At 71.0% G+C, this 21416-nt stretch carries 18 protein-coding genes; 4 read left to right on the forward strand and 14 right to left on the reverse strand.

Annotated features, from left to right (window positions below):
• The 10 genes from metK to glpX all read right to left on the reverse strand — a co-directional run.
• A partial coding sequence (metK, locus tag ACZ4TG_RS24230; protein WP_468166816.1) for a methionine adenosyltransferase occupies positions 1-896 on the reverse strand: 896 nt, incomplete at its 3' end.
• Positions 897-907: 11 nt separating this feature from the next.
• Positions 908-2302: an aminotransferase-like domain-containing protein gene (locus ACZ4TG_RS24235; RefSeq protein ID WP_468166202.1), complete on the reverse strand. Its 1395-nt coding sequence runs from the start codon at positions 2300-2302 to the stop codon at positions 908-910.
• Positions 2299-3609 carry an MFS transporter gene (locus ACZ4TG_RS24240; RefSeq protein ID WP_468166204.1) on the reverse strand — a complete coding sequence of 437 codons (1311 nt, stop codon included), beginning with the start codon at positions 3607-3609 and terminating at the stop codon, positions 2299-2301. The genes ACZ4TG_RS24235 and ACZ4TG_RS24240 overlap by 4 nt, the downstream gene beginning before the upstream one ends.
• Positions 3606-4979, reverse strand: a complete 1374-nt coding sequence (locus tag ACZ4TG_RS24245; protein ID WP_468166205.1) for a hypothetical protein — start codon at positions 4977-4979, stop codon at positions 3606-3608. The genes ACZ4TG_RS24240 and ACZ4TG_RS24245 overlap by 4 nt, the downstream gene beginning before the upstream one ends.
• On the reverse strand, positions 4979-6220 hold the full coding sequence (locus ACZ4TG_RS24250; RefSeq protein ID WP_468166207.1) for an ATP-grasp domain-containing protein: 1242 nt from the start codon (positions 6218-6220) through the stop codon (positions 4979-4981). Before ACZ4TG_RS24250 ends, ACZ4TG_RS24245 begins: the two co-directional genes overlap by 1 nt.
• Complete coding sequence (locus ACZ4TG_RS24255; RefSeq protein WP_468166209.1) at positions 6217-6936, reverse strand: 2OG-Fe dioxygenase family protein; 720 nt, start codon at positions 6934-6936, stop codon at positions 6217-6219. Before ACZ4TG_RS24255 ends, ACZ4TG_RS24250 begins: the two co-directional genes overlap by 4 nt.
• Before the next feature lie 64 nt (positions 6937-7000).
• Complete coding sequence (locus ACZ4TG_RS24260) at positions 7001-8296, reverse strand: ATP-grasp domain-containing protein (protein ID WP_468166211.1); 1296 nt, start codon at positions 8294-8296, stop codon at positions 7001-7003.
• A 4-nt stretch (positions 8297-8300) separates the two neighbouring features.
• Positions 8301-9530 (reverse strand): ATP-grasp domain-containing protein, encoded by a 1230-nt coding sequence (locus tag ACZ4TG_RS24265; protein WP_468166213.1) that lies wholly within the window; start codon positions 9528-9530, stop codon positions 8301-8303.
• On the reverse strand, positions 9527-11893 hold the full coding sequence (locus tag ACZ4TG_RS24270) for a xanthine dehydrogenase family protein molybdopterin-binding subunit (protein WP_468166215.1): 2367 nt from the start codon (positions 11891-11893) through the stop codon (positions 9527-9529). Before ACZ4TG_RS24270 ends, ACZ4TG_RS24265 begins: the two co-directional genes overlap by 4 nt.
• A 91-nt stretch (positions 11894-11984) precedes the next feature.
• Positions 11985-13022: a class II fructose-bisphosphatase gene (glpX, locus tag ACZ4TG_RS24275; protein ID WP_468166818.1), complete on the reverse strand. Its 1038-nt coding sequence runs from the start codon at positions 13020-13022 to the stop codon at positions 11985-11987.
• Between the two features lie 911 nt (positions 13023-13933).
• Here glpX and ACZ4TG_RS24280 point away from each other — a divergent pair.
• The 3 genes from ACZ4TG_RS24280 (at position 13934) to ACZ4TG_RS24290 (ending at position 17875) form a co-directional block, all read left to right on the forward strand.
• On the forward strand, positions 13934-15214 hold the full coding sequence (locus ACZ4TG_RS24280) for a coproporphyrinogen-III oxidase family protein (RefSeq protein WP_468166217.1): 1281 nt from the start codon (positions 13934-13936) through the stop codon (positions 15212-15214).
• A gap of 159 nt (positions 15215-15373) precedes the next feature.
• Positions 15374-16810 carry a GuaB1 family IMP dehydrogenase-related protein gene (locus ACZ4TG_RS24285; RefSeq protein ID WP_468166219.1) on the forward strand — a complete coding sequence of 479 codons (1437 nt, stop codon included), beginning with the start codon at positions 15374-15376 and terminating at the stop codon, positions 16808-16810.
• 177 nt (positions 16811-16987) lie between these two features.
• The gene (locus tag ACZ4TG_RS24290) at positions 16988-17875 is read left to right on the forward strand and encodes a helix-turn-helix transcriptional regulator (protein ID WP_468166221.1); all 888 of its coding nucleotides are present in this window, start codon (positions 16988-16990) and stop codon (positions 17873-17875) included.
• Between the two features lie 162 nt (positions 17876-18037).
• On the opposite strand, the gene ACZ4TG_RS24295 is transcribed toward ACZ4TG_RS24290, so the two are convergent.
• Both ACZ4TG_RS24295 and ACZ4TG_RS24300 read right to left on the reverse strand, forming a co-directional pair.
• The gene (locus ACZ4TG_RS24295; protein ID WP_468166223.1) at positions 18038-18376 is read right to left on the reverse strand and encodes a hypothetical protein; all 339 of its coding nucleotides are present in this window, start codon (positions 18374-18376) and stop codon (positions 18038-18040) included.
• A 3-nt stretch (positions 18377-18379) separates the two neighbouring features.
• On the reverse strand, positions 18380-18538 hold the full coding sequence (locus ACZ4TG_RS24300) for a hypothetical protein (RefSeq protein WP_468166225.1): 159 nt from the start codon (positions 18536-18538) through the stop codon (positions 18380-18382).
• 453 nt (positions 18539-18991) lie between these two features.
• On the opposite strand from ACZ4TG_RS24300, the gene ACZ4TG_RS24305 reads away from it, so the two are divergent.
• Positions 18992-20089 (forward strand): DUF1152 domain-containing protein, encoded by a 1098-nt coding sequence (locus tag ACZ4TG_RS24305; RefSeq protein WP_468166227.1) that lies wholly within the window; start codon positions 18992-18994, stop codon positions 20087-20089.
• 14 nt (positions 20090-20103) lie between these two features.
• On the opposite strand, the gene ACZ4TG_RS24310 is transcribed toward ACZ4TG_RS24305, so the two are convergent.
• Together ACZ4TG_RS24310 and ACZ4TG_RS24315 are read right to left on the reverse strand one after the other, a co-directional pair.
• A complete protein-coding gene (locus ACZ4TG_RS24310; RefSeq protein ID WP_468166229.1) occupies positions 20104-20571 on the reverse strand; it encodes a nuclear transport factor 2 family protein in 468 nt (155 codons plus the stop codon).
• Positions 20568-21305: an SDR family oxidoreductase gene (locus ACZ4TG_RS24315; protein WP_468166231.1), complete on the reverse strand. Its 738-nt coding sequence runs from the start codon at positions 21303-21305 to the stop codon at positions 20568-20570. The genes ACZ4TG_RS24310 and ACZ4TG_RS24315 overlap by 4 nt, the downstream gene beginning before the upstream one ends.
• Positions 21306-21416 lie beyond the last annotated feature (111 nt).

The raw sequence follows: 21416 nt of genomic DNA on the forward strand, positions 1-21416 counted from the left end.
ACCTTGGACGGGTCCTTGCCCGAGAAGGCGCCGCCGCCGTGACGGGCCATGCCGCCGTAGGTGTCGATGATGATCTTGCGGCCGGTGAGGCCGGCGTCGCCCATCGGGCCGCCGATCTCGAAGCGGCCGGTCGGGTTCACCAGCAGCCGGTAGCCCTCGGTGTCCAGCTTGATGCCGTCCTCGGCGAGCCGGTTCAGGACGTGCTCGACGACGAAGGTCCGGATGTCCGGCTCCAGCAGCGACTCCAGGTCGAACTCGGTGCCCAGGCCGATGTCGGGCGCGTGCTGCGAGGAGACCACCACCGTGTCGAGGCGCACGGGCCGCTCGTCCTCGTACTCGATGGTCACCTGGGTCTTGCCGTCGGGGCGCAGGTACGGGATCGTCCCGTTCTTGCGGACCTCGGTGAGGCGGGCCGACAGCTTGTGCGCGACGTGGATCGGGAGCGGCATCAGCTCGGGCGTCTCGTCGCAGGCGTAGCCGAACATCAGGCCCTGGTCGCCGGCGCCCTGCTTGTCGAGCTCGTCCCCTTCCTCATCCGCGGCGGCCCCCTCGACCCGCTTCTCGTACGCGGTGTCGACACCCTGCGCGATGTCGGGGGACTGCGCGCCGATGGACACCGACACGCCGCAGGAGGCGCCGTCGAAACCCTTCTTCGAGGAGTCGTAGCCGATCTCGGTGATCTTCCGTCGGATCAGCTGGGCGACCGGCACGTAGGCGGTGGTCGTCACCTCACCCGCGACGTGCACCAGACCTGTGGTGATCAGGGTCTCCACGGCGACGCGGGACGCCGGGTCCTGGGTCAGCATCGCGTCGAGGAGGGTGTCGCTGATCTGGTCGGCGATCTTGTCGGGGTGGCCCTCGGTCACGGACTCGGAGGTGAACAGGCGGCGTGACATGGTGTGTTCGCTCATTTCTGGGTGGTGGTCCGGTCATGGACGAGCGCGGCGAGGCGGGCCATGCCGAGATGGATCCGGTCGGGGTCCAGGACGCTGAAGGAGAGCCGGATCTGGTGGCTGCCGGCGGCGCCCGCGTAGAAGTGGCGCATCGGCGTCCACAGGACCCCGAAGCGGGAGGCGGAGTACTCCAGCATCGCGTCGTCGGCCTCGAAGGGCAGGGTGAGGACGACGAACATGCCGCCGCCGGGTACGTTCCACGTCACCGCCGCGCCGGGGCCGGGGAAGTGGCGGTCCAGGCCGTCGAGTACGGCCCGCAGGTTGCGGGCGTACACCGCGGCCTCGCGGCGGGTGGCGGCGGCCATGCTGTGGTGGTGTTCGAGGAGCCGGCCCCCGATGACCGCCTGCGAGACGGTCGAGGTGTTGAGGGTGAGGAAGCTCTTGAGCTTGGCGAGCTGGTCGCAGAGCAGGCCCCCGTCCGTGCCCGTCGCCCCGTCCACGGGCTGGTCGGCGACGATGTAGCCGACCCGGGCGCCGGGGAAGGCGGTCTTGGCGAACGAGCCGATGTAGACGACGTTGCGGTGCCGGTCCAGGGACTTCAGGGTCGGCGGCCGCTCGGCGCCCGCGCCGAAGAGGGAGTACGGGTTGTCCTCGATGACCAGGACTTCCTCGGCGGCGGCGGCCTCCAGCAGCCGCTCCCGGTCGGCCCGGCTCATGCTCAGGCCGCTGGGGTTGGCGAAGTCGGGCACCACGTAGCAGGCGCGCGGCCGCAGCCCCTCGGCCCGCGCCGCGCGGATCTGCGCGACGAGGTCGTCCACGTCCATGCCGCCGTCGCCCTCGCGGACGGGACGCACCGGCATGTCCATCAGCCGGGCGGCGCCGAGGAACCCCACGTAGGTGGGGGCGGGGGCGAGGACGACGTCCCGCTCGTCGGTGCGCAGGGCGCGCAGCAGCAGGACCATCGCCTCCTGCGCGCCGGTGGTGACGAGCACGGCGTCGGGGTCCGCGGTGATGCCCTCGTCGACGGCCAGGTAGCGGACCAGCAGGTCGGTCAGCAGGCCCTTGGTGTGCCCGTACTGGAAGAGGGCGGTGCGGATCTGCGCCGGGGTGCGGCCGAGGTCCTGCTCCAGGTGGCGGGTGAAGCGGGCCAGGTGGTCGTGGAGCTGGTCCAGGTCGTAGAAGTCCTCGTACGGGCGGCCCGCCGCGAACGAGACGGCGTCGGGATAGCGGCCGGCGATCTCGTTGAGCTGGGTCATCGAGCCGAGCACCGGGTCCGCCAGCGAGGCGTGCATCTCGTCGAGCCGCAGCCCGGCCGCGGGCGGTACGGGTGGCGGTACGGCCGGCGTTACGGGTGGGGGTACGACGACCGGGGCGGCCGACGGCAGTACGTACGGCAGGGTTTCGGTCATGGGGCAGCCCCTTCAGCTGAGGTCGACAGGGACAGGCCGGGCGCGGCGGGCGGCTGCGCCGCGGCCGGGTGGAGGCCGAGCACCAAGGGCACCGCGAGCAGGTTCAGCGCGCCCAGCACCAGCCAGGGCCAGGCCGGCCCCTGGGCGAGGAGCAGGGTGAGCAGGGCCGGCGCGAGGGCGTTGCCGAGGGTCCAGGACAGCTGGAAGGCGCCGAGGTAACGGCCCTGGATGTGCGCCGGGGCGAGCGAGACGCTGAGCTCGTTGCTGGGCGGCAGGCTGAGCATCTCGGCGACCGTGAAGATCACCATCGCCAGCATCAGCCCGGCCGCGACCATCCAGCCGGGCAGCGCGAGCAGCGATCCGAAGACGGCGAAAGCGGCGGCGTTGACCACCCCGGCGAGGGCCAGGACCCGGGCGGGCCTGTGGCGTTCGGCCCAGCGGGCCACCAGGGTCTGGGCCACCGCGACGAGGACCATGTTGCCGACGACGCAGATGCCGATCAGCCAGGCGCCCGCGCCGAGCACCTCGGTGGTGTAGACGGCCAGGAGCACCGGGAGCACGCTCGCGGCGAGCACGAAGGCCAGGTTCGCGACGACCAGCCGCAGGTAGCGGCCGTCCCGCAGGACCTGCGCGTAGCCGCCGCGGCCGCGGCCCCCCGCGGCGGCCTTCGGAGCAGGCGCGGCGGGGCCCGCGGCCCCGGCGGCGGGCGCCGGGGCCGGCCGCCACCTCGCGATCAGCCAGGCGGCGACCACGAAGGTCAGGGCGTTGACGAGCACCAGGGCCCGCACCCCGGTTCCGCTGCCGAGGGCGACCGCGACGGACGCGACGGCGGAGCCGAAGCCCGCGCCGATGTTGCGCAGGGCGCCGATGAAGCCGAACCAGCGGGCCTGGTCGCCCTGGCGGGCGGCCGCCAGCATGACCAGGGCCCGGCTGGACGTCCAGTACACGCTGGAGCCGGCCTGGACGACCAGCTGTACCAGCACGATCGACCACGCCGCGTCGGCGAACAGGAAGCCGGTGAACCCCAGGGCCGAGACGACATTGGCACCGAGCACCACCCGGCGCGGCCCGAGCCGGTCGATGAGCGAGCCCGCGAGGACCGGGGTGGGCAGCGCGAGCAGCTGGCCGAGGGAGAGCGCGGCGCCGATCACGCCGAGCGAGAGGGAGGTCGTCGCGGTGAAGTAGACGACGGTGAAGGCGAGGACCAGCCCGTTGCCGAGGCTGTCGAGGACGTTCGCGCCGACGAACCGGCCGTTCCCGGTGACGTCCGGCAGGCCCCAGCGCGTCAGCAGGCGCCGGGCGTTCACGGCCGCTCGAGACTGCCGTGGAAGCAGGTGCCCATGGCGGCCCCGTTCGCCTGGCTGATCACGCCGCCCTGGAGGTCGGTCGTCCCCCGGATGAAGGCGCCGCCGTAGCCGTACCCGGCCAGGAAGACGCCCCAGTTGAGCACCATGGGGACCGTCGTCGCGGTGCCGTCGCCGGCCGGGAACTCCTCGACGACCGGCCTGACCCTGCGCTGCACGATGTACGGGCCGCCCGCGCAGGAGTCCACGGTGTGCTCCCACTGTGCCCGGCCCGTTTCCCAGCCGGGCACCACGTCGAGTCCGCCGTGCGAGCCGGTGGCCTTGATGACGAGCTCCTCGCGGTGCTCCTTCGCGTACGGCACCAGATCGACGAGGGCGCCGTCGACGTGCACCTTCTCGTCGCGCAGGATCCGCGTCCAGGGCAGGAAGCGGTCGATGGTGTCCAGTTCCGCCGCTGTGAACGCGGCCCGGTTGCGCTCGTTGCTGAGGACGGCGAAGCATCCCTTGCTGCCGTACACCTCGGGTTCGAGCGGGGTGAACAGCAGCGTCCTGCCCGCCGCGGCCGCGTCGTGGATCGGCTGGAGGAGCGCCGCGTCCTCGGCGGTGACCACGTCGTCGATGCAGTAGAACCGGTGCACGGCATCGAGCCGGCGCCCGTTCACCCACAGTCCGTCGGGGCGGGAGTCGACCTGGCCCGCGTGGCAGGGGATCGCGTCGATGCCGTAGGGCCGCAGCAGTTCGGCCATGGCCGTCAGCCGGTCCCGCAGGTACGGGAAGCTCCCGGGCCAGTCGACCAGCCCGATCACCGGGCCGTTGCCGGAGACGGGGGCGGCGTCCGTGCCGAGGCCGAGGGCGGGCAGGGTCTCCTGGAGCATCTTGACGAGGACCCAGGTGGTGTCGGTGGTGTCGAGCCGGTGCTCCTGCGCGAACGCGGCGACGTACGGGTCCGCGAGCAGCACGTCGTCGATGAGCGGGGTGTCGAAACCGCCCAGCGGGCTCCCGACGTTCAGCTCCAGGATCCGGAAGCCGGACTCCTCCATGTAGAGGTCGGAGCGGGCGAACCGGGGGACCGGGCGCGCGGTGCCGTCCGGGCTCAGGGCCGTGGCGATCTGCAGCTCGGACCAGCCCACGGCGCGGCCGAAGGCCCGGATGTCCCCGTCGAACAGCCGGCCGGGCAGGGAGAGCAGCAGGTCGAAGAGTTCGCTGAGGCGGCGCCCCGCTTCCCGGGCCTGGGCGGCCTCCAGGAAGACGGGACGGCTCAGGAAGCGCTCCCCGAGGGCGGTGCGCAGCAGCGGCGACTCGGCGCAGGCCCGGGCGAGGGCGCCGCCGGGCCGGGCCCCGGCGAGATAGGCCCGGGTGGGTGCGTTCGGCATCAGCTGACCTCCACCGTCACCCGGGCCATGACGGCTTCGGCGGCGGCGTTGACCTGGCCGGCATCGTCCGCGATGAGCAGGGCGTGCCCGGCCCGCGCGTCGTTGCCCTTGTCGCGGACGCTGCCGACCGCGGCGCCGATCTTGGCGGTGACGGCCTCGACCAGGTACGGCGAGGTGCCGAGGCCGGTCAGCCCGCGGAAGGTGCCGGCCTCGTAGGAGGTGAAGAAGCGGATGGCGGCGGCCCGGTCGAGGAGCGGGAGCGTCTGCGGCTCGGCGCCGGTGGCGGCCTGGATGTAGGCGCGGGCCTCGTCGATGCCGCGTGCCTCCTTCATCAGGCGGACCACGTGGTCGCCGGGGAGCCGGGCGCCGACCTCGATGATCCGGGCGCTGCCGTCGGGCTGGATCTTCAGCTCGATGTGGGCGACGCCGTTGTGCACGCCGAGGGCGCGCAGCGCCTGCTCGGAGGTGTCGCGGATGGTGTCCAGGACGGATTCCGGCAGGACCGCGGGCACCGTGTGCCCGGTCTCCACCCGGTAGGAGTCCTGCGTGGTGAACTTCTCCGTGACCGGCAGCATCGTGACCCGGCCCCGGGAGACGATCGCCTCCACGCTGTACTCCACGCCGCCGACGTACTCCTGGACGATCACCGTGGTGTCGAGGGCGATGTAGTGCGGAGTCTCCACCGGCCAGGACTGGGCCAGCTCGAAGGCGGCGGCGAGCTGCTCGGGAGCGCGTACGACCGACACCCCCCAGGAGGCGGACTGCTCGGCCGGTTTGACGACGAGCGGGTAGCCCTGGCCGCGGGCGGAGATCTGCTCGACCGCCGAGTCGTAGGTGGTGGCGCGGATGGTGCGCGGCGAGGGCACGTCGTGCTCGTCGAAGAGCTCGGCCATGACCCTCTTGTTGCGACAGCCCAGGGCCCGCGCGGGGTCGTTGCCGGGGAGGTCCAGCGCGGCGGCGAGTTCCGCGACGAGGGGGCTGAGGAACTCCCAGCCGCAGAGCACCCCGGAGACCTGGTGGGCGCGGCCGTACGCGGCGAGCTGCTCGCGGCAGGCGTCGGGGTCGGAGAAGTCGGTGAAGAGGACGTCCGCGCCGATGAGCTCCTTCAGTTCCGGCGCGTAGAACTTCTCGTAGATGTCCTCGTGCGTGACGACGGTGACCTTCAGACCGAGGCCGGCGGCGGCCCGGATCAGGTACGCCCCGGTATTGCCCATGGCCTCCAGCAGCAGGAGCCTGCTCATGCCGCCACCCGGCCCTGCTCTGCGCCGGCCTGCGAGGGGACCCGCGCCGGGAAGAAGTCGACGAGCATCATGTCGCGGACCGCGGAGGGCATGGCCGGACCGGGTTCGACGGCCGAGACGCCGTGGAAGACCCGGCGGTCGTCGATGACGACCGCCTCGAACGGCTCCGTGAGCAAGGTGCTGAAGATGGGGTTCCGGTCGCGGTCGTAGAGCTGGGAGTGGCCTCCCTCGACGTTGTCGCGACGGATCAGCACCTGCGCGACGAAGTGGTGGCCGTCCTCGTGGACGCCCTCCGGGGCGGGCTGGCCGGCGGCGTCCCGGGTCGCGGTGATCCGTATCTGGTGGATCCCGACGGCGCCGCCGGCCAGGTCGAAGCTGCCGGGCAGCCGGTCGGCCAGCGCCCGGACCAGCGAGGCCAGCACGGGCGAGGACGCCACGGCCTCCTCGACGGGCTCGAACTCCCTGGCCACGCCGCCGTGCAGCGGGTTCACGTCGAGCGACTGGTGGAAGGCACCATGCGCGCTGCGTACGAGGCCTTCGCGGGTCAGCCGGAACTCGCTGTAGCGGCGACGGCGGTAGTCGGCGCCGTCCGCGAGGTAGGCGTCGACGGGCAGGTCGTGCCAGGACTCTCGGAGCAGCTTCAGCTCGCTCTCGGCGTGCTCACCGAGCGCGCCGAGGACTTCCGCCGCGGGCAGATGGACGTACGGCTGGGACATGGTGGATCGACCTTTCACTTGCGCGGGGTATCGGTGCGCGGGGACGGGCCGCCCGCGCCGGGCGTCAGCGGACGGCCTGCGCGGCCGGGCTGGTCAGCAGCTGCTTGAGCTGCTGGGTCATGTCCTGCGAGAGCACGTCGTACCGGGCGTTCAGCGAGACCATGGACTCCAGGAAGGCGGACTCGGAGCCGAACTCGCACGTCGCGATCATCAGACCGCCGTACTCCCTGCCGTCGACCACGAGGTTCGGCGTCACCTGGACCACGTCCACCCGCTCCGAGACGGCGGCGACGAACGCGTCGGTGACGTTGTTCACCGGGAACTCCAGGGACCAGCGGCGCCGTTCCAGGACCGGCTCCGGCTGGGGCTCCCACTTGCCGAGCAGGATCTCGGTCATGCACAGATAGGTGTTGCGCCCGGAGGCGGCCACTCCCAGCGCGGTGGCTCCCGAGACGCGCGGGTTGATCTCCAGCACGTAGTAGGTGCCGCCGCTGTAGATGATGTCCAGGTTGATCACGCCGGTGATGCCCACGGTCGCGCACAGCTTCTTCAGCTTCTCGGCGACCGGCAGGAACGCCGCGTCGTCGGCCGCGCGCGGGGCGGAGGAGCGCAGCTCCCAGAATGCGAACGTCGGCTCGCCGCCGGTCGGTCCGGTGAAGCACAGCGGCTGTACGGCGTACTCGCCGTCCGAGCCGACCAGCTCCACGGTGCACAGCTCGCCCGTGATGCACTGCTCCATCACGAAGTTGCCCTCGTCGGGGTCGGCCAGGTACTCCTCCAGGCCGGCCCGGTCCCGGATGAAGCGGATGCCGTTGCCGGAGCTGCCCCACACCGCCTTGGTCAGCAGCGGGTAGCCGATCTGCTCGGCCTTCCAGCGGATGATGTCGGCGTACACGGGGACGTCCGCGCCGCCGTTCTTCAGCAGCGTGCCGTCGATGAGCATGCCGTCCGGGGTGTCCAGGCCGTGGTCGGCGAGGATCTTCTTGGTCTCCCACTTGTCGGCGAGCAGCCGGCCCGGCTCCAGCCCGTTGGTGACCATCGGGATGCCGTGCCCGGCCAGCTTCTCCTTGACCACCGCGTCGCGCAGCCCCGCTTCGTCGGGGAAGGACAGGGAGACCACGCCGTCGGCGCCCCAGGCCAGGATCCGCTCGACGATCTGGTCGGGCCGGGCGTCCTCGGGGAGCTTCTCCCAGCTGCCGCCGGGGAAGTCCTCGGGGCCGCAGTCGCCGTCGGTGAAGAAGATCCGCGCCTCGGTGCCGTCGGCGGTGACGGTGCGGGCCAGCTCGGGGATGTACGGTCCGGCGCGCGAGATCGGGATCGACCGGATGTACGCGATGCGCTTGATGTCCGACTCGGTCATGTGACTACTCCAGTTCGACGGTGAGGTTGGCGACGGCGGCGTCGGCGGCCTGGTTGACCTTCCCGGGGGTGCGGGCGCGGAGCATCACGTAGCCGACGCGGCCGTCGTTGTCGCCCGGACCGCGCACCTCGTCGTGCGGGTTCGGGTAGACGGCGATGCGGTGCACCTGCGGGGACCGGACCAGACCGTCGATGCTCTTGAAACGGCCCGCCCGGGGCGGCACGAAGAAGCGGATGGCGGCGGCCTCGTCCTTGGTCGGCGTCAGGTCGGGGGTGATGCCGAGGGCGACCTGGATGAACGCCCGCGCCTCGTCCACGCCGCGGGCCAGCCGGATCAGCTCGGGGACCCGGTCGCCGGGCAACCGGGCACCGACCTCGATGATCTTCGCGCCGCCCTCCGGCAGCAGCTTCAGCTCGGTGTGCGCGACACCGTCGGTGATGCCGAGCGCGGTGACCGCGGCGATCGTGGTGTCGTACAGGGTCCGGGTGTCCTCGTCACCGAGGGCGGCGGGCACCGTCTGGCCGGTCTCGGCCCGGAACGCTCCGTCGGTGGTGAACTTCTGCACCACTGTCAGGGGGGTGACCCGGCCCCGGTGCACCACGCTCTCCACGCTGTACTCGACGCCGCCCACGTACTCCTGGATCAGGACGGTGGTGTCCAGCGGGAAGCCGTGCGGGGACTCGAACGGCCAGCCCTGCGCCCCGGCGAAGGCCTCCGGCAGCTCGTCCGGCCCGCCGACGACCGACACGCCCCAGGAACCGGCCTGTTCGGCGGGCTTGACGACGACCGGGTACTGAAGCCCGCTCGTGGCGATCGCGGAGACGGCCGACTCCAGGTCCGTGGCCAGCAGGGTGCGTGGCGCCGGGACGCCGTGTTCCTCGAACAGGCCCGCCATCACCCTCTTGTTGCGGCAGCCCGCGGCGCGCGCCGGGTCGTTGCCCGGCAGGCCCAGCTCGGCCGCGAGCCGCGCGGCGAGCGGGGTCAGGAACTCCCAGCAGCCCACCACCCCTTCGATGCCCTCCGCACGGGCGTAGGCGGCCAGTTCCTTCAGGGCGCGGTCCTGGTCGGAGAAGTCGGTGAAGACCGTCCCGGCGATCTTCTGCTTCACGGCCTCGGAGTACCCCTCGTAGATCTCGCGGTGCGTGGCGACGACGACCTCCACACCGAGTTCGAGGCCGGCGTCGAGGAGGTCCTCCGCGGACCCCATCGCCTCGATGAGCAGTACTTTCGTCATGCCTGTCCTCCTGTGGTCAGGTCGTGCGCGCGACGGTCGCCCAGGGCGATGTCGTGCGGGCGAAGGGGGATGCGGGTCAGGGCCAGTCCGGTGGCGGCCCGGACCGCCGCGACGATGGCGGGGGTGGCCGAGAGGGTGGGCGCCTCGCCCGCGCCCCGGACCCCGTACGGGGAGTGCGGGTCGGGGTGCTCGACGATGTCGAGCTTCATCCGGGGCACGTCCAAGGCGGTGGGGATCAGGTAGTCGGTGAAGGACGCGTTGCGGACCAGCCCGCCCTCGACGACGATCTCCTCCATCAGCGCCAGGCCCAGGCCCTGTACGGAGCCGCCGTGCATCTGCCCTTCCAGCCCGACCCGGTTGATGATCCGGCCGACGTCCTGCACCGCGTCGAGGGCCACCACGCGGACCAGCCCGAGCTCGACGTCCACGTCGACGACCGCCCGGTGCAGGCACATGATCAGCTGGACGTGCGAGTCCCCGAGGCCGGTGAGCGGGTCCACCGCACTGGTGGGGCGGTGGTGGTACTCCCGCGTGACGTCGACCCGCTCCCCGTCGAGAACGTCCGCGAGGGTCGCCAGTACACCGTCCTGCTCGGAGAGCAGCTTGCCGTCGGTCACGGAGAGGTCCCCGGCCGGCCGCGGCCCCAGGCCCAGGCGCCGGACCGCCAGGCCGAACAGCCCCTCCCGGGCCGCCTCGCAGGCGGTCTTCACCGCACCGCCGGTCATGTACGTCTGGCGGGAGGCCGAGCTGCCGCCCGAGTCCCCGACACTGGTGTCCGCGGGCAGCAGCACGATCCGCTCGATGCCGAGCTCGGAGCGGGCGATCTGCGCCTCGACGGTGTTGAGGCCCTGCCCGACCTCCGCGGCGGAGGTGTGGACGTACGCCGTCGGCTCGCCGTCGGTCAGCGTCACGATGACGCGGGCCGTGGAGTAGTCGTCGTCACCGCCCGAGAAGCAGGCGTTCTTCATCCCGGCGCCGTAGCCGACGCCCCGTACGACGCTGTCGGCGCGGGTGGAACCGGAGAGCCCGCCGGGCAGGTCCCGCGGATCGGCCTGCGCCGGCAGCGGCGCGGGCAGCGGGATCGTCTCGATCCGGTCGAGCAGCTCCCGGAACGGCTGAGGCCCGTCGACCACCTGGCCGTTGGCGATCCGCGAGCCCGGTCCGATGGCGTTGATCCGCCGGATCTCCAGCGGGGACAGGCCGAGCTCGGCGGCGAGCCGGTCCATCATCGACTCGTACGCGAAACAGCCCTGCACCCCGCCGAAGCCGCGCATCGCCCCGCACGGCGGGTTGTTGGTGTAGACCCCGTACACGTCGACGGCGATGTTCGGGAACTCGTACGGACCGAGGCACAGGGACGACCCGATGCCGACCACTCCGGGGGTGGCGGAGGTGTAGGCGCCGCCGTCGAAGACGATGTCCACGTCCGCGTAGACGAGCTTGCCGTCGCGGGTGGCCCCGTACTCGTAGCGCAGCTGCGCGGGATGCCGGTGGACGTGGCCGACGAACGACTCGTCCCGCCGGTACGACATCTTCACCGGCCGGCCGGTGGCCAGCGCCAGCAGCGCCATGTGGATCTGTACGGAAATGTCCTCGCGGCCTCCGAAGGCCCCGCCCACCCCGGCCAGGACCAGTCGCACCCGGTCCTCGGGCAGGCCCAGCACGGGCACCACCTGCCGCTTGTCGTGGTGCAGCCACTGCGTTGAGACGTACAGGTCGAGGCCCCCGTCCCCGTCGGGCACCGCCATGCCGGACTCGGGCCCGAGGAAGGCCTGGTCCTGCATGCCGATCTCGAACTCGGCCCGGATGACGACGAGGTCGTCCCGGACGCGGGCGCTGCCGGTGTCGCCGAGCCGGATCGGCTGGTGACGGACCAGGTTGCCCTCGGGGTGCAGACGCGGCCGGCTCGTGTCGAAGGCCGCGAGGCGGGGGTCGGTGAGCGGCTCGCGCACCTCGAAGTCCACCTCGATCAGGGCCAGCGCGCGGCGGGCCGTCTCGGGGTGGTCCGCGGCCACCAGCGCGATGGGCTCGCCCTCGTAGCGCACCTCGTCGATGGCCAGGACGGGCTGGTCACGGCGCTCCAGGCCGTAGTACTTGCGGCCCGGCACGTCCTCGTGGGTCAGGACGGCGGTGACGCCGGGCAGGGCCCGGGCCCGCGTGGTGTCGAGGGCGCGGATCCGGGCGCTGGGGTGCGGGCTGCGCAGTGTGGCGCCCCAGAGCATGCCGTCGGCGGTCAGGTCGGAGGAGTACGCGAAGGTCCCGTCGACCTTCTGGGCGCCGTCCGGGCGTCGGGTGCGGCCGCCGATGCCGACGGTCTGGCGCACGGTGACCGCGTCGGGGGCGCCCGCGGGAGTGGGACTCATGGAATACCTCATCCACGGAGTTGGCGGCTCGGATCTGCGCATGGCTGCGCCCACCTCACGGGCATGCGGTGCCCGGAGGGGAAGGGAGGGATCAGAGCCGGTGCTCGGAGTTGATCAGCCGGACGGTGCCGGTCTTCGCGCGCATCACGAGGGACTGGGTCCTGGCGGTGCCGGCGCCGAAGCGCACACCGTCGAGCAGTTCGCCCCGGGTGATGCCGGTGGCGGCGACGAACACGTTGTCGCTCCTGACCAGGTCGTGCGTGGTGAGGACGCGCTCCAGGTCGTGGCCGGCGTCCAGGGCGCGCCGGCGCTCGGCGGCGCTCATCGGGTGCAGCCGGGTCTGGATGACGCCGCCGAGGCACTTGACGGCGCAGGCGGCGATGATGCCTTCGGGGGAGCCCCCGGTGCCCAGCAGCAGATCGGCGCCGGAGCCCTCGCGGGCGGCCAGCATCGCTCCGGCCACGTCCCCGTCGGAGATGAGTCTGACGCGGGCGCCGGTCTCGCGGATCTTGCGGATGAGGCCCTGGTGGCGGGGCCGGTCCAGCACGACGACGGTGAGCTGTTCCGCGGTGCGGCCCTTGGCGCGGGCGACACGGCGGATGTTGACCGCGACGGGTGCGCTGATGTCGACGAACTCGGCGGCCTCGGGGCCGGTGACGAGCTTGTCCATGTAGAACACGGCGGAAGCGTCGAACATCGCACCGCGGTCGGTGATCGTCAGGACCGACAGGGCGTCGCCCATGCCCATCGCCGTCAGGGAGGTGCCGTCGACCGGGTCGACCGCCACATCGCATTCGGGACCGGTGCCGTCGCCGACGCGCTCGCCGTTGTGGAGCATGGGGGCGGCGTCCTTCTCGCCTTCGCCGATGGCGACGACGCCGTCCATCGAGACGGTCGCGAGCAGGGACCGCATGGCCTGCACGGCAGCGGCGTCCGCGCCGTTCTTGTCACCGCGGCCGGCCCAGCGGGCGGCCGCCATGGCACCCGCCTCGGTGGCACGTACCAGTTCAAGTGCCAGATTTCTGCCCACAGTTGATGGACTGTCGGATGGGCGCTCGGATGGGCCGTCAGATGGGCTGGAGGCATGCGGTTGCGGATGCGCCGGAGGGGTGTGCCGCCGTCCGGGCATGGCTGTGCTGTTCATGTGCTGTGTGGCTCTCTTCTGTGCCGGCCGGGCGAACTCGGCCGCGCCCCTGTGGGGCAGTACCGGCGGGTCGCATGGGTCGGTCACGGAGTGACTGATCATCAGCGGCGCGGGCGCGCACCGCTGGGACGGGTTCATCCGCCGCGTGTGGCCCCTGCGAGTGCGGGGCGGTCGGGTGCGGCGGACCCGGGCAGGTGTCTAGCGCGGGAATCCGGTTCGGCCGGGTCTTCCGTCGGTGGGCCGGCCCGTCCGGGTGCCGGTCGGAAGCGGCACTCCTCGGAAGAGCTGACGGTGCATCAAAACGGAACAAGGCATGCCGGTTGACACTTCATTGCTCACTTGAACCCCCCGTGGTTCTGGTGCATGAGCCGATGACGCTAGCCGCATGAGCCGTCTTGAGCGGGTCTCGAGGGGGGCGATCTCAGTCATCAAGACAGGACTGGGGGATCCTCCAAGCGATCTCGGAGCGTGGTCTTCGACTTTGTGGCTTCCGGGCCTGTTGCCCGGCGTCGAATTACCCATCTACTTAATGGAGCATCCATCCCGGGTCACGTTTTCGCGCCGCTGTAGTGCGAATGACCCAGGGGACCATCTATGGATCGCTTGCCATGAGGGGTATCGGCCCGGGGGCATGGCCACTCCGTTCTCACTTTCTCGGTCCAGGTCCGGCAGGACGTCCTGTCGGAGCCGTCCCTTGGATGCGCCGCGTCCCGACCTCGCACGCTGTAGTAAAGGAAGAGCACGTGAGCGCAATTCGCGATGAACTCGCCAGCCACATCCGGCAGGGAGTTATTCCGCCATTCAACTACGCGTATCCTTCGCGCAGTGCCTACCGCCCTCTGAATGGGGCGTGGAACATCAAGGACATCTGGGATGAGGACCTGAAACGTCATCCCGTGCCGGAGCTCAACCTCTACCTGCACGTCCCGTTCTGTCGGTACAAGTGCGGTTTCTGCAACCTCTACACCGTGATCTCCGAGGACATGGATGTCTACGACGCGTACATGGACGCGCTGTGCACCCAGATCCGCGACCACGCCGAGATCATCCAGGCCCGTCGGCTGCGCACCATCTACATCGGCGGCGGCACGCCCAGCCTGCTGAGCCTGAAGCACTTCGAGAAGCTCTTCGCCACCCTCGACGAGGTGTACCCGAACTGGCGCTCGACAGTGGAGGAGGTGGCCATCGAGGCCACTCCCGACTCCATCGTCAAGGAGCCGGGCACCCTGGAGGGGCTCATCGCGATGGGTCTCACCCGCGCGAACATCGGCATCCAGTCGCTGGTCCCGGCGGAGATCCGCGAGGCCGGCCGCGGCCAGGCCAACGAGCAGGTGATCCGCAAGGCCATCGAGATCACCCGCGAGAAGCAGCTGCCGAACCTCAGCACCGACCTGATCATGGGATTCGCCGGCCAGAGCCCGGAGAGCTGGCGGCACTCGGTGGACGAGCTGACGGCCCTCGCTCCCGAGACGATCAGCACGTACTTCCTCACCGTGCGGCCCGACGCCTGGTTCTCCAAGACCGGTTCGTACCAGTACATGTGGAATCCGGACCTCTACGAGCGCTACGACTACGCGAACGCCACGTTCCGCGAGGCGGGCTACATCCAGGAGTCGAACGTCCGCTACAAGAAGCTGGGCCGCGGCGGCTACCAGCAGAAGGTGCTCACCTTCCACGGCGTGCCGCTGCTCGGCCTGGGCGCCGGCGCCCGCAGCTACACCAGCTCGGTCGACTACATGGTCGGCAGCGTCAAGCCCAGCCTCACCGAGGTGGCGGACTACATCCAGAAGGCCCGCAACCACGAGCTGACCCCCCAGACCGGCTTCGTCCTGGACGACGAGGAGATCATCCGCAAGCGCCTGGTCCTCGACACCTTCGACCTGGACCTGCACGAGCTGGACCGGTTCGGCTACCAGGAGAAGGCGCACCTCTTCGAGCCCGTACTGGCCGCCGGAGAGGAGCTCGGCCTGCTGCGCCGGCTGCCGACCGACCGCATCCAGCTCACCGCGGACGGTTTCAAGTACCGCGACATCCTTTCCTGGATGTTCTTCTCCAAGAACGTCATCGAACTCGACCGCGAGTACTACGAAAAGCTGCACCAGCAGAACAAGCGCGCCCAGAAGCACATGGGCGGCGAGCCGATCCGTATCTCCGGACTGAAGACGGCCGCGGTCTGATCCCGCCCGCCTGATCACGCAACCCCCGATCCACCACTGCCCCAGGTCCACTCCGGTATCCGATTTCCGGGGCCCGCCGGGGCAGTGGTGGCTCACGCGTGCCCGCAGGGGCCCGCATTCCGCTTCCCACTCACGCACGACGACGGACCAGGTAATTCCATGCGATTTCTCTCCGACCGCCCGATACCGCACGAGCTGACGTACAACGATCTCTTCATGGTTCCGAGCCATTCGGCCGTGGGTTCGCGCATGTCGGTCGACCTAGCGAGTTCCGACGGAACCGGAACGACGATTCCGCTCGTTGTCGCCAATATGACGGCGGTGGCCGGCCGGCGAATGGCGGAAACCGTGGCGCGGCGCGGCGGAATCTGTGTGATACCGCAGGACATTCCCGCCGAGTACGTGGCCGAGGTCGTCCGGTGGGTCAAGAGCCGCCACCTCGTGCACGACACCCCGGTGGCCCTCACCCCCGAGGCCACCGTGGCCGAGGCGCTGTCGCTGCTCCCCAAGCGCGCCCACGGCGCCGTCGTCGTCGTCGAGGCCGACCGGCCGGTGGGCATCGCCACCGAATCCGACCTCCAGGGCGTCGACCGGTTCACCCAGTTGCGCGAGGTGATGTCCACCGAACTCCTCACGCTGCCCGAGGACATCGAGCCCCGCGACGCGTTCAACCTGCTCCACGAGGGCCGCCACCGGCTGGCCCCGGTGACCGACGGCGACGGCCGGCTCAGCGGCATCCTCACCCGCTCGGGCGCGCTGCGCGCCACCGCCTACCGGCCCGCGGTCGACGGCAGCGGCCGGCTTCGGATCGCCGCCGCCGTCGGGATCAACGGCGATGTGGCCCTGAAGGCCAAGCGGCTGCTGGAGGCGGGGGTGGACGTACTCGTCGTCGACACGGCCCACGGCCACCAGGACAAGACCCTCGACGCGCTCCGCACGGTCCGGGCCCTCGACCCGCAGGTGCCCGTCGTCGCGGGCAACGTGGTGACGGCCGCCGGCGTCCGCGACCTCGTCGCGGCCGGCGCCGACATCGTCAAGGTCGGCGTGGGCCCCGGTGCGATGTGCACCACCAGGATGATGACGGGCGTCGGCCGGCCCCAGTTCTCCGCCGTCCTCGAATGCGCCGAGCAGGCCCGCGAGCTCGGTAAGCACGTGTGGGCGGACGGTGGCGTGCGCCACCCCCGGGACATCGCCCTCGCCCTCGCCGCCGGCGCCTCCAACGTGATGATCGGCTCGTGGTTCGCCGGTACGCACGAGTCGCCGGGGGACATCCACCTCGACCTGGACGGTCGCCGCTACAAGGAGAACTTCGGGATGGCCTCGGCGCGGGCGGTGGGCCACCGTACCGCCGAGGAGTCCTCCTTCGACCGCGCCCGCAAGGCGCTGTTCGACGAGGGCATCTCCACTTCCCGCATGTACCTCGACCCGCAGCGTCCCGGGGTCGAGGACATCATCGACGAGATCGTGGCCGGGGTCCGCAGCTCCTGCACCTACGCGGGCGCGGCCACGCTCGACGAATTCCGCGAGCGCGCCGTCGTCGGCGTCCAGGGCGCGGCCGGCTACGCGGAGGGCAAGCCCCTGCATACCAGTTGGTAGGCAGGCAAGCCGGCTGACCCGGCCGGCTGTGTCTTCCGGAAGGAGATCGCTTTGTTGAGTGCGCTTGGCCTCGACAGCGAGGCCGAAACCGTCTATCGCACGATGTTGTCCCACCCGGGCCTGGGCGTTTCGGGCATCGCATCGGAACTGGGAGTTCCGGTCGATCGGATCCGTCGGGTGCTCGATGAGCTCGCCCGCATGGCACTGATCGCCCAGGGCGGCAGTGGAGGGTCCAGCGGCTACGCGGTGAGTCCTGATGTCGGCCTGACCAGCCTGTTGGCCAAGCAGGAAGAAGAACTGGCGGAACGCCAGAGAGAGATGGCGGTCACCAAGGCGGCCGTCGCGCGGCTCCTCGCCGACTGGGATCAGCTGCAGACCACCCGGCGCCGTCCGGACGTCGACCAGCTGAACGGGATCGAGGAGATCCGGTACCGGATCGGCGAGCTGGCCCGCGTGTGCAAGGGGGAGCTGATGGCCTTCGCCAACGGCGGCCCGCAGACCGTACAGACCATGGAGGCCAGCAAGCCACTGGACCGGGAGCACCTGGAGCGCGGTGTACAGATGCGCACCGTCTACCTCGCCAGCATCATCAACTCGGCTCCGACCGTGGAGTACGCACGATGGCTGGTGACGATGGGCGGGTCCGTGCGGACCAGCACCTCGCTCCCGATGCGGATGACGATCTACGACCGGCAGACCGCCGTCGTGCCGACGGACCCCGACAACGCCACGGTCGGGGCACTCGTCCTGCGCGGATCAGGTCTGGTGGCCGCGCTGTGCGCACTGTTCGAACACGTCTGGCAGGAAGCCATCCCGCTGGACGCACACAGCCAGAAGCACTCCGGTTCCGGGCTGTCGAGCCAGGCCCACGCCGTACTCGGACTGCTGGCCCAGGGGCACACGGATGACGTGGTCGCCCGCAAGCTGGGGGTTTCCGTACGGACCGCCCGGCGGATCACCGCCGAGCTCATGGACCACCTGGGCGCCCGGAGCAGGTTCCAGGCGGGAGTCATCGCCGGTGAGCGCGGCTGGCTTCAGGGAGGGAACGAACCGGCACACCGCTGAGAGCAACAAGAGCAGTAGGGCCGACGAGGCCAACAAGGCCGACAAGGCCGACAAGGCCGACAAGGCCAACAACGACAACAGCTGAATCGACTCGTGCCTGTGGCCGGACACCGCGTCCGGTCGCGGGCACGTTTTCGTCTGTCCGCGAGGACCCGGCAGCCGTCATCGGCCCGGGGTCACACCGGGAGTCAGCAGCACGCGCTCGGCCAGTGCGGGGACCAGGTCCACACCGCAGCGCCGGACGTGCCAGCCGGCCAGTTGCCGCGCGCCGTTCAGGCAGCGCCGCGCGAGCCGTTCGGCCGCGACCTCCGCCAGCGCGAGCCGGGGCTTGAGGAGGAACATCACCACGTCCGCGCCCTGGGTGTCGCACGAGGAGTAGACGTGTTCCAGACCGTCCTGCGGGTCGGCATGCGCCCAGAAGAGGTCCGAGAGCAGGGCCGCGTCCATCGGCGGCGTCGCGGAGCTGCCACCGGAGTCGAAGCGCGCGGTGACGATGTACACGGCTCAGCCCCAGCCGTTGGTGAGGGTGGAGACGGTCGCCGGGGTCGAGGCCGGGGCCTCGGTGGCCTGGGCGGTGCCCACGGAGAGGGTGACCGAGGCGACCAGCGCGAGCAGGGAGGCGGAGAGGGTGCGGCGGGCGGCGAAAGCGGTGTTCTTGCTCATCGGAATTCCCTTTCGATGCGGAGGACGAGAAGCAGCATCTGCTGCTCTGTTCGCGTTTCGGTCGGGCTTTTCACCGGCCCTCCCTGATGCATTGAATTCTTCCCCGCCGGGGTCTCCGTGTCAGCAATCTGAGCTGTCAGGGTCCTGCAATGGCAGTGTTATGCCTCGTTCCGCTTCCGCGCCACAAGCCCATGGAACCCACATCTTCGCAGGTCAGGTCCTGTATCTGCGTGGCAGCAGACTGCATCGGACCGCTCCGCTCCGAGCCCTGGCGCGGGCTCCGCAGGGCGTCGACCGCGGCCCCGGAGTGCAGGGTCCTGCCAGGGCAGGACCCTGACAGCGGCGCCCGTCGACTTTCCCCCATCTCACAGACAAGACTCGTCGGCATCGGAACAACACGGCCTCGAATTACCGGAGCCGGCGTACTCGGACCATTTGCCAGGGGGAAAAGCCATGACTCAGCTTCTGATTGCGGCGGGCGGCGGCGGCGACGTCATCGGCACGACGCTCGTGCACAGCGCGCTCCACGGCGACGAGCCGGCCGTGGTGCTCAGCTACTCGTGGGAGCGGCTGGTGGTCGACCCGATCCCCGGCCCGCGCTCGGACCGCGACTTCTCCGGACTGCGCGCCCTGACCCCGCACCTCGCGGAGATCACCGCGCAGAGCGCCCCGATCGCCCCGGCCGGCTCCACGCTCCCCCGGCTGGCCGGTGAACTCCCCATCACCCTCGGCCTGTTGAACCCGTACGGCGGAGTGCGGGGGCTCGCCCGGCAGATCGCGGAAGCGGCGCAGCGCTACGGGGCCGACGAGGTGAAGGTGGTCGACATCGGCGGCGACGTCTTCGCCCGGGGCGACGAGCCCACGCTGCTCAGCCCCCTCCCGGACGCCCTGGTGATGGCGGCCTGCGCCACCGCCGGCGTCAACGCCAACCTGTACCTCGCCGGCCCCGGCCTGGACTGCGAGATCCCCGAGCGGGACCTGCTGCCCGACATGGGCCACGACTGGTTCGCACTGACCGACGCGGACACCCGGAGCGTCGACCACGTCTTCGACTGGCACCCCTCCGAAGCCAGCGCCCTGCTGGCCGCCGCCGCACGCGGCCTGCGCGGCAGCTGCGTCGTCCGCGACACCGGACTGCCGGTGGAGCTCTCCGACGCCAGCGCCCGGGTCTACCGGATCAGCACCGAGCGGGTCCTCCGGCGCAACCGACTGGCCCGCGAGCTGTACCTGTCGGGCAACGCGAGCCTGGACGCCGCCGAGCGCATCAGCCTCGACGTCTGCGGCTTCTCCGAGCTCCAGCGGGAGCGCGACCGCGCGCTGCGACTGCACGAGGCGGGTTCCCCGGACGGCTCGGTCGAAGAAGCCCTGCGCCACATCGACGCCTGGCTGGAGCGCCTCCAGGAGCAGCACCAGCAGGCCCGCTACGTCACCTACCGGGCCGCCGCCGAGGGCCTCGGCCTCACCGGCGGAGCGGCGCGGCGCCTGCGCAACCGGCTGATCGTCGAGCGCCCCGCCCAGTACGCGGCGCCCCTCCTGTCCCTCGCGGCCTGACCCGCCGCCGAGGGCTACCCGAGGGCGCTGCCGGGGTCATCGCCCTGGGTCCAGCAGATCCGGATCTCCTGGCGCTTCAGCAGCCAGCCGCCGGAGCCCCTGACGAACTCCCAGTCGTAGGCACCGCCCATCGCGTACGGAGCGTTGGTCTGCCCGGGGCGGGTGACGGCGACGAACCACATGTAGCCGACGCCGGTCGCCCGGTCACCCGCCACGGTGAAGTGCATGTTCAGGATGTGGTGCTGCATGCCCGGATACGGGGACTCCGCCTCCTCCACCTTCGCACGGACGGCCTCCCTGCCGTGGACCCGCCCCCAGGGGGCGAATTCCAGCACGGCGTCCTCGGTCCAGCACTCGATCCAGGTCCGCCAGTCCTTGCGGTCCAGCGCCCTCCAGCCGTGCACCATGAGGGCGCGCAGGGCTTCCTTGTCCTCCAGGTCCCGCAGCCGTCGCAGCAGCGTGCCGTACTCCACGGCGCTCACTGGGCGCTCGCGGCGGGCCGGACGACGATCTCGTTCACGTCGACCTGTGGAGGCTGCGCGAGCGCGTAGGCGATGGCGTCCGCGACGGCCGAGGCGGGCAGCGCGACGGAGCGGTAGGTCTTCATCGCGGCCCTGGCCGCGAGGTCGGAGATGGAGTCGGCGAGTTCGGACTCGGTGACACCGGGGGAGACGACGGTGACCCGGATGTCGCCGCGCGACTCCTGGCGCAGCCCCTCGGAGAGGGCGCGGACGGCGAACTTGGTGGCGCAGTAGACGGCGGCCGTGGGTGAGACCTCGTACGCCCCGACCGAGGCGATGTTCACGAAGTGCCCGCCACCACCCTGGGCTCGCATCACCGGGAGAGCGGCCGCGATCCCGTGCAGGACGCCGCGTACGTTCACGTCGATCATGCGGTCCCACTCATCGGTCAGCAGGGCCTCCAGCGGGGAAAGGGGCATCACCCCCGCGTTGTTCACCAGGACGTCGACCCGCCCGAACTCACGCCGAGCGGCATCGACGAAGGCCCTCACGTCCGCCGCGTCGGTGACGTCCAGCTCCTTGAAAGCCGCGGCGCCGCCCTCCCGGGTGATCTCGTCGACCAGCTTCTCCAGCAGCTGGGTGCGGCGGGCGCCGAGAAAGACCCGGTGTCCCTCGGCGGCGAGGCGGCGAGCGGTCGCCTCCCCGATCCCGCTGCTGGCCCCAGTGATCGCTACGGCCTTGATGGTTCGCGTCATGCCTGTTCTCCCTACGGATGTGTCGCCGGTGGCAGTCCTGAACTCTGTCCGGCGGCAACGGCTCGGACCAGGACGGGCTCTGCCTGGGCACAGCACACCCAGGCTCGCCGT

Source organism: Streptomyces sp. NPDC028314 (genome assembly GCF_055565795.1).